The organism is Kitasatospora sp. NPDC056651, assembly GCF_042792155.1.
GTDB lineage: Bacteria > Actinomycetota > Actinomycetes > Streptomycetales > Streptomycetaceae > Kitasatospora.
Genome location: NZ_JBHTWX010000080.1, coordinates 1 through 8,498, shown reverse-complemented (window position 1 = coordinate 8,498; position 8,498 = coordinate 1). Strand labels below are relative to the sequence as shown.

Here is an 8,498-nt window from a genome sequence, read left to right as displayed (position 1 = left end):
GGTGGCCGCCGGGGGGGGGGGGGGGGGGGGGGGGGGGGGGGGGGGCGGTGCCCGGGGCCGCCCCGGGGGCGGGGGGGGGGGGGGCCGCGGGGGGGGGGGGGCCCCCACCCCTCGTCCGTACCGGGCCGGGCTACTTGAGCTGCTTCAGGCAGAGCACGTAGTCCAGGAACGTGAGCTCGGGGTGCTTGCTGGTGTACGTGACGTCCGACTTGGGCTGCTTCTCGCAGACCTTCTCGTCGGAGCTGCCCGGGTACTTGTAGATCACCTTGTACTGCGCCTTGGGGTCGGCGCAGGGCACCACGCTGACCTTCGGGTCGCTGTCGTGCTCCGCACCGGTGCCGTTGGCGTTGTGCAGGCAGTCGCCGGCCTTGGCCGAGTCGACGCTGTCCGCGTCCACGGTCGGGGTGGCGATCGGCGGGAGCGTGAGGGTCGGCTTCGGCAGCGTGAAGGTCGGCGAGGGGAGCGTCGGGGTGGGGAGCGTCGGCGTCGGCAGCGGGGTGGGCGAGACGGTCAGCGGGGTGGGGGCGGGCGTCGGGCCGGCGACCGGGCCGTCGTCCTTCCCGGTGCCGAGCACCCCGGTGGCGGCCAGCACCACGACGAGCGCCAGCGAGAGCGGCACCAGCAGCATCGCGATGTGCGGACGCCTGGTCAGCGGGACGCCCGGGTCCGGCTGCGGGCCGTGGCTGCCCGGGGCGGGCGGCGGCAGCCGCTTGAACTTGTTGTGCGGGCCGAGGTTCAGCAGCAGCGTGATCGGGGTCAGCAGCCAGGAGACGGGGCTCCACCAGCCCTGGACCAGGGTCCGGGCGGACATGTCGCGCACCGTCGCCGTCCCGCAGGTGCGGCAGAACGGGCCGGTCATCCGGAGCATCCGGTAGAGGACGATGATGCCCTGGTGGCCGCGGACGGTGGCGTCGACCGCCGGGTAGCCGCCGCAGAACCGGCAGGTGGGCCCGTCCATCGGAGGCGGCGGGTACCCGTACCCGTAGCCGTCCTGCGGCGGCGGGGCGCCGTACGGCTGCTGCGGGGGCGGTGCGGCCGGGTAGCCGTACCCGGGCGGCGGGGGCGGCGGGGCGCTCGGGTAGCCGTACCCCGGCTGCTGCGGGGGCGGTGCGCTCGGGTAGCCGTACCCCGGGGGCGGCGGCGGGGGCGGTGCGCCGTAGGAGCCGCCGGAGGCGTACGGGTTGCCGTCGCCCGGAGGCGGGCCGTACGGCATCTGGGGAGGAGGCGGAACGGACAAGTGGTCCCCCGGGGAAGGATTGGTGGAACGGGTCAGAACTGCTTCACCGGCGGGAGGCCGGTGGTGGCGGGCGGTGTCAGCGGGCCGAGGCAGAGCACGTACCGCTTGGTGTTCCAGCGGCGGCCGCTCTTGCCCGAGATCGTGCTCGTGGTCTGCGGCGTCCGGTCGCAGCGGCTCCGGTCGGTGGTGCCCTCGAACTTCGCCAGCACCCGGTAATTCGCTTGGGGGTCGGTGCACTTGACGATCTCGACGTCACGGGTGCCGCTCGTCCGCACGCAGTCGCCGGGCTTGGCGCTGCTGACGCTCGGTCCGGCGACGAAGTAGCCCACCGCCAGCGCCAGACAGCCGCCGACCGCTCCGACGATCCGCAGCTTGGACCGGATGCCGCGCTTGGCGGTCGGCGTGGGCGGCATCACCGGGGCGGGCTGCGGGGGGCCGTACGGTCCCGGGGGCGGCTGCTGTCCGTACGGCCTGGGGGCCGGCTGTCCGTACGGCTGCTGTCCGTAGCCGGGCGGCGGGCCGAAGGAGGGCTGCGGTCCGTAGGAAGGTTGCGGTCCGTAGGCGGGTTGCTGCCCGTAGGCCGGCGGGGGGCCGTAGCCGGGCGGGGGTGGCGGCGCGGGCTGACCGTAGCCGGGCGGCGGCCCGTACGGCGCGGCCGGCGGGGGTGACCCGTACGGATTCGGCGGTGTGCTCATCAGTTCGTCCCCCGATACCAAGTTCTGTCGATGCGACAGGCCTGAGTACCTTAGCGAGTCGGACGGACGCCACCGGTTCCGAGCCTCCGAGGGGCCCGGCGGGCACGGTCGCCCGGGGGCCGGGCCTCGTCGTCCGGGCTGTGTTATTCGGGCCGTGTCATTCGGGGAGTGGGCTGCGGCGGGCGGCGCGCAGGTAGAGGACCGCGGTCAGGGCGTACACCCCGGCGACCCCGAGCAGCACCGGGAGCGAGCGGCCGGACAGCGGCAGCACCAGCGCGGTGACCAGGGCGGCGGCCACGAAGGCGACGTTGAACAGCACGTCGTAGATGGCGAAGACCCTGCCGCGGTACTCGTCCTCGACCGACTCCTGCACCACCGTGTCGGCGCAGATCTTGGTGCCCTGGGTGACCACCCCGAGCAGCAGGGCGGCGATCAGGCAGGGCACCAGGGCGAAGCCCAGGCCCAGCGCGGGGACGAAGACCACCGGGGCGACCAGACAGGCCGTCATCCACCCGGCCAGACCGAGCTTCCGGGTGCACCAGGGGCTGACCACCGCGGCGACGAAGAACCCGGTGGCGGACAGGCCGACCGCCTGGCCGAGGGTGACCAGCCCGGCCGCGCTGTCGGCGGGGTCGTTGAAGGTGTACCGGGCGAGCATCACCACGACCACGATCAGCACGCCGTAGCAGAACCGGGCCGCGGTGACGGCGGCCAGCGCGTGCACCGCCGGCCGGCAGTCCCGGACCAGGTGGCGCACCGCGGCGCCGAGTCCGACGGCGGCGCCGACCAGCGCCTGGCCGATCCCGGGGCGGTCCGGGTGCTGCTCCGGGCCGAGCAGGTCGCGGTCCATCCGCCGGGCGGCCAGCGCGGCCGAGAGGTAGAGCACCGCGGCCACCGTGACCAGCGCGGCGTCCGCCTTCGGGCCGGGGGCCATCAGTTGGTGCAGCAGGAAGCCGATGCCCCCGCCCGAGGCGGCGGCGACCGTCCCGAGGGTGGGGGAGAGGGCGTTGGCGGTGACCAGTTCGTCCTGCCGCACAACCCGGGGCAGCGCGGCGGACAGGCCGGCCAGGATGAACCGGTTGAGCGCGGTGACCAGCAGCGCCGAGGCGAAGAACAGCCAGGTCGGCGCCTCGGCCAGGAGCAGCGCGCCGGTGCCCAGGCCCAGCCCGAAGCGGGCCAGGTTCCCGAAGTAGAGCACCTGGCGGCGGCGCCAGCGGTCGAGCAGCACGCCGGCGAACGGGCCGATCACCGAGAACGGCAGCAGCATCACGGCCAGCACCGAGGCGATGTCGGCCGGGGAGGACTGCTTCTCGGGGGAGAAGACCACGTAGGCGGCGAGCGAGACCTGGAAGACGCCGTCCGAGAGCTGGGAGAGCACCCGGGCGGTCAGCAGCCGCCGGAAGTCGCGGCCCTTCATCAGGTGGCGGAGCGTGGCGCGGTGCGCGGACTGGTGGGTGCTGCCGTTCTCGGTGATCGCCACCCGCCCAGAGTGCCATGGAACCGGCCGCCGTTTCACGTGAAACATTGGCCTCGAAAACGTGAAGGGCCCACGATCGGGAGACCGTGGGCCCTTCCTACCGGCTACGCGCGGTCAGCGGTTCAGCGCTCGACCTCGCCGCGGATGAACTTCTCGACGTTCTCCTTGGCCTCGTCGTCGAAGTACTGGACCGGCGGGGACTTCATGAAGTACGAGGAGGCCGAGAGGATCGGGCCACCGATGCCGCGGTCCTTGGCGATCTTCGCGGCGCGGACGGCGTCGATGATGACACCGGCGGAGTTCGGGGAGTCCCAGACCTCCAGCTTGTACTCCAGGTTCAGCGGGACGTCGCCGAACGCGCGGCCCTCCAGGCGGACGTAGGCCCACTTGCGGTCGTCCAGCCAGGCCACGTAGTCCGAGGGACCGATGTGGACGTTCCTGGCGCCCAGCTCGCGGTCGCGGATCTGCGAGGTGACGGCCTGGGTCTTGGAGATCTTCTTGGACTCCAGGCGCTCGCGCTCGAGCATGTTCTTGAAGTCCATGTTGCCGCCGACGTTCAGCTGCATGGTGCGCTCGAGGATGACACCGCGGTCCTCGAACAGCTTGGCCATCACGCGGTGCGTGATGGTCGCGCCGACCTGGGACTTGATGTCGTCACCGACGATCGGCACGCCGGCCTCGGTGAACTTGTCCGCCCACTCCTTGGTGCCCGCGATGAACACCGGCAGGGCGTTCACGAAGGCGACCTTGGCGTCGATGGCGCACTGGGCGTAGAACTTGGCCGCGGCCTCGGAACCGACGGGCAGGTAGCAGACCAGGACGTCGACCTGCTGGTCCTTGAGGACCTGGACGACGTCGACCGGGGCCTCGTCGGACTCCTCGATGGTCTCCAGGTAGTACTTGCCCAGGCCGTCGAGGGTGTGGCCGCGCTGGACGGTCACGCCGGTCGGCGGCACGTCGCAGATCTTGATGGTGTTGTTCTCGCTGTTGCCGATGGCGTCGGCCAGGTCGAAGCCGACCTTCTTGGCGTCGACGTCGAAGGCGGCGACGAACTCCACGTCACGGACGTGGTAGTCACCGAACTGGACGTGCATCAGGCCGGGGACCTTGCCGGCCGGGTCGGCGTCCTTGTAGTACTCGACACCCTGCACCAGCGACGCGGCGCAGTTGCCCACGCCCACGATGGCTACGCGAACCGAACCCATTCCGGTTGCTCCCTGTGATCTCATGAGGCCCGCCGGGGTAGGCGGAACTCGTCCTGCTTCTTCGATGACTGCATGTACGGGCGCGAGGCGCCCAATCCTGCCGCGCGGCACAGGGCTGGCGCGGTGTCAGCGCTCCTGGTCGGAGCGCCCCGGGCGGTCGTACGGCGGCCCGGACGGGTCCGAGGACCCGGTCTGCTGGCCACGGCCGTCCGAAGTCTTGCGGGGTCCGGCGGAGCTGCCGCCGGTGTCGGGGCCGGTCCGGCCGGTGCGGTTGGACCGCTCGGTCTCGATCAGCTCGTTGAGCCAGCGGACCTCGCGCTCCACCGACTCCAGTCCGTGCCGCTGGAGTTCGACGGTGTAGTCGTCGAACCGTTCGCGGGCGCGGGCCAGTGAGTTGCGCATCCGCTCCAGCCGCTCCTCCAGCCGGCTGCGCCGTCCCTCCAGGACGCGCATCCGCACGGCCCGGTCGGTCTGGCCGAAGAACGCGAAGTGCACGCCGAAGTGCTCGTCCTCCCAGGCGTCCGGGCCGGAGTCGGCGAGCAGCTCCTCGAAGCGCTGCTTCCCTTCGGCGGAGAGCCGGTAGACGATCTTGGACCGCTTGCCGTTGAGCGCGGTGGCCGGGACGTACTCGACGTCGGGGTTGTCCTCGACCAGGAAGCCCTGGGCGACCAGGCTCTTCAGGCAGGGGTAGAGCGTCCCGTAGGAGAGCGCCCGGAAGGTTCCGAGCAGGATGTTCAGCCGTTTGCGCAGCTCGTAGCCGTGCATCGGGGCGTCGTGGAGCAGGCCGAGGACGGCGAACTCCAGCACTCCTGAGCGTCTGCCCATCGCCGTGGTCCTCCTTCCTCTCGCCTGCCGTCCGGCCGCCGCATCCGGCGGTATTCCGTCTCGATGTATCGGCTCGATATATCGAGAACAGTAAACCCGGCCCCCGCAACCGGCAAGGGGGGCACGCGTGAATGTGATCACAAGCCGACGCGCGGGCGGAGTTGGCAACGGGCGTGTAATGATCTGTCGCTGTTTTGTGGGCATTGGGGACTGATGTCCGATTAGTTGTACTTCTGTGCTGCGTACGCTGTCGCGTGTGCACGAGGACCACCTCCGGGATCAGGGCGGTTTTGCGGGCATCCGACGTGAACCCTGCCTTCAGGCTGGAAACGCCTGGCGAGGAGTGGCTGGAAGATGAGCGAGCGACGGCGAAGGACGCCCGACCCGGGCGGTGACGGGCAGCAGCCCCCGGGAGGCGGCGGCCGTCGGGGCGGGGGGCCGGGGCCCGACGAGCTGGGCTCGGACGGCATCGGCCGCAGGAAACCCCAGGGGGTTCGGGAGACCGCGCAGCAACCCCGGATGACCCGCGCGGAGATGCGCAAGGCCTCCCAGAAGAAGGGAAAGGGCGGCAACGCCCGGCGCGGTGCCGCCACGGCCTCCGCCGCGGCGGCGGCCGGCCCCGGCAAGAAGCGGTTCATCGACTACCCGCGGTTCGGCAAGACCGGCGTCCGGCGCTGGCTGCCGTCCTGGAAGCAGTGGATGAGCGGCTTCCTGCTGGTCTTCGGCTGCTTCGTCGGCCTGGTGTTCTACCTGTACCAGACGACCAAGGTCCCGGAGCTGAACGACCTGGTGCAGAACCAGAACACCATCTACTACTGGGCCGACAGCAGCGAGATGACCCGCAAGGGCCAGACCAACCGTCAGATCGTCGAGCTCAGCGACATCAGCCCCAACCTCCAGAACGCCGTCATCGCCGCGGAGAACAAGAGCTTCAAGACGGACCAGGGCATCGACCCCAAGGGCATGCTCCGCGCCGTCTGGAACATGGCGAAGGGCGGTGAGACCCAGGGTGCCTCGACGATCACCCAGCAGTACGTGAAGAACGCCTACCTGAGCCAGGAGCAGACCCTCAGCCGCAAGGTGAAGGAGTTCTTCATCACGCTGAAGATCAACCAGGACAAGGGGAAGGAGGAGATCCTCAAGGGCTACCTGAACACCAGCTGGTTCGGCCGCGGCGCGAACGGTGCCCAGGCGGCCGCCCAGGCGTACTACGGAGTGGACGCCAAGGAGCTGAACGTCTGCCAGAGCGCCATGCTGGCCGGCCTGCTCAAGGGCGCGACGTACTACGACCCCACCAACCCGGACAACAAGGAACGGGCCCAGGGGCGGTGGAACTGGATCCTCGACCAGATGGTGGACACCAAGGCGATCACCCCGGAGGAGCGTGCCAAGTGCAACGTGTTCCCGGACCCGATCCCGCCGAAGGCCAGCTCCAACATGAACGGTGAGATCAGCTACCTGGTCGACACCGCCAACAAGTACGTGACGGCCACCGACAAGACGATCACCCAGCAGATGATCGACCGGGGCGGGCTGAAGATCTACACGACCTTCGAGAAGGACAAGGTCGACGCCCTGAAGAAGGCCGTCGACGACGTCAAGGCGGAGAACCTCGACCCGCAGAAGCGTCCGGACAACGACACCAACATCCAGTTCGGCTCCGCCAGCATCCGCCCCGGCGACGGCGCGATCGTCGCCCTCTACGGCGGCGACGGCGTGGAGAACGGGCACTTCGGCAACAACGCCGACGCCACCGGTGTCCAGGTCGGCTCGACCTTCAAGCCCTTCGTGCTGGCCAGCGCGATGCAGGTCGGCGTGCAGACCGCGAAGGACGACAAGGGCAAGCCGAAGCGGATCAACGCCGACAGCCGCTACCTCGCCGACGACCTGTCCGAGATCCGCAAGCCGGACGGCTCGCTGGTGATCGGCGACGACGGCAAGCCCTACCACCAGAAGAACGAGGACCCCGGCAAGCGCGGCTACGTCTCGCTGCGGCAGGCCATGCAGTACTCGTACAACGTGCCCTTCGTCCAGCTCAACCAGGACGTCGGCGGCCAGAACGTCGCCGACATCACGGTGCAGATGGGCATCCGCAAGGACAGCCTCGCCGATCCGAAGACCGCGACCTTCCCGCTCGGCACCTCCACCATCAGCCCGATCCGGATGGCCACCGCCTACGGCACCCTGGCGGCCAGCGGCAAGGAGGCCGAGCCGTACTCGGTCACCAAGGTCGAGGTGAACGGGGTGGAGCGCACCGGCTTCGGCAAGAAGGACCTCAAGGTCGCGCTGGAGCCCGCGGTCGCCGACAACGTCACCGACGTGCTGGTGAACGTGGCGGTGAACGGCACCGGCAAGAAGACCAAGGACCTGGGCCGCCCGGTGGCGGGCAAGACCGGTACCACCGACGAGAACAAGTCGGCCTGGTGGGTCGGCTACACCCCGCAGCTGGTCACCAGCGTCGCGATGTGGCGCGAGGACCCGAGCAAGCACGAGCGGCAGTCGCTCAAGGGCACCGGCGGGAAGACCTCCATCCACGGTGGTGACATCCCGACCGACGTCTTCACCCGGTACATGAGGGCGGCGCTGGCCAACGAGAAGAAGATGGACTTCCCGAACCCGCAGCCGGTCGGCACCGAGGTGGACTCCTCCGGTGCGCCGTCGACGGCCACCGCGTCGGCGGGTCCGACCGCGAGCGACACCCCGACGGCCCCGCCGCAGAGCCAGTCGCAGGACCCGCAGCCGCAGCAGCCGCAGCCGACCCAGACCTGCGTGCCGGGCGTGGACTGCCCCGGCGACCACCCGAGCCACTCGACGAGCAAGGGCCCGAACCCGGGCAACAGCTGTCTGCCGGTGATCGGCTGCCAGACGCCGCCGCCGACCCCGACGGACACCACGCCGCCCGGTGGCGGCAACGGCAGCGGCGGCGGCAACGGCAACGGTGGCGGGCACTCGGGCGGCGGCGGTGGCAAGCCGACGCCGAGCAACACCACCGGTGGCGGCCTGCAGGGCCTGCCGGCCGGGCAGTAGCCCGGCGGAACCTGGAACGGCGGTGGCGGTCC

Annotated in this window: 6 protein-coding genes; 1 reads left to right on the top strand and 5 read right to left on the bottom strand. The window is 70.7% G+C overall.

The genetic code is table 11. The annotated features are described in order from the left end of the window. Positions 1–130 precede the first annotated feature (130 nt). The 5 genes from ACFRAR_RS26925 to ACFRAR_RS26905 form a co-directional block, all read right to left on the bottom strand. The gene (locus tag ACFRAR_RS26925; RefSeq protein ID WP_380700779.1) at positions 131–1,213 is read right to left on the bottom strand and encodes a hypothetical protein; all 1,083 of its coding nucleotides are present in this window, start codon (positions 1,211–1,213) and stop codon (positions 131–133) included. Positions 1,214–1,269: 56 nt separating this feature from the next. Further along, positions 1,270–1,932 (bottom strand): hypothetical protein, encoded by a 663-nt coding sequence (locus ACFRAR_RS26920; protein WP_380700778.1) that lies wholly within the window; start codon positions 1,930–1,932, stop codon positions 1,270–1,272. A 157-nt stretch (positions 1,933–2,089) separates the two neighbouring features. Beyond that, positions 2,090–3,412 (bottom strand): MFS transporter, encoded by a 1,323-nt coding sequence (locus ACFRAR_RS26915; protein WP_380700777.1) that lies wholly within the window; start codon positions 3,410–3,412, stop codon positions 2,090–2,092. A 119-nt stretch (positions 3,413–3,531) separates the two neighbouring features. Continuing rightward, positions 3,532–4,614, bottom strand: a complete 1,083-nt coding sequence (locus ACFRAR_RS26910) for an inositol-3-phosphate synthase (protein ID WP_380700776.1) — start codon at positions 4,612–4,614, stop codon at positions 3,532–3,534. Between the two features lie 126 nt (positions 4,615–4,740). Then, positions 4,741–5,439, bottom strand: coding sequence for a PadR family transcriptional regulator (locus ACFRAR_RS26905; RefSeq protein WP_380700775.1), 699 nt, complete (start codon positions 5,437–5,439; stop codon positions 4,741–4,743). Between the two features lie 519 nt (positions 5,440–5,958). On the opposite strand from ACFRAR_RS26905, the gene ACFRAR_RS26900 reads away from it, so the two are divergent. Then, positions 5,959–8,466, top strand: a complete 2,508-nt coding sequence (locus ACFRAR_RS26900; RefSeq protein WP_380700774.1) for a transglycosylase domain-containing protein — start codon at positions 5,959–5,961, stop codon at positions 8,464–8,466. Positions 8,467–8,498: the final 32 nt, after the last annotated feature.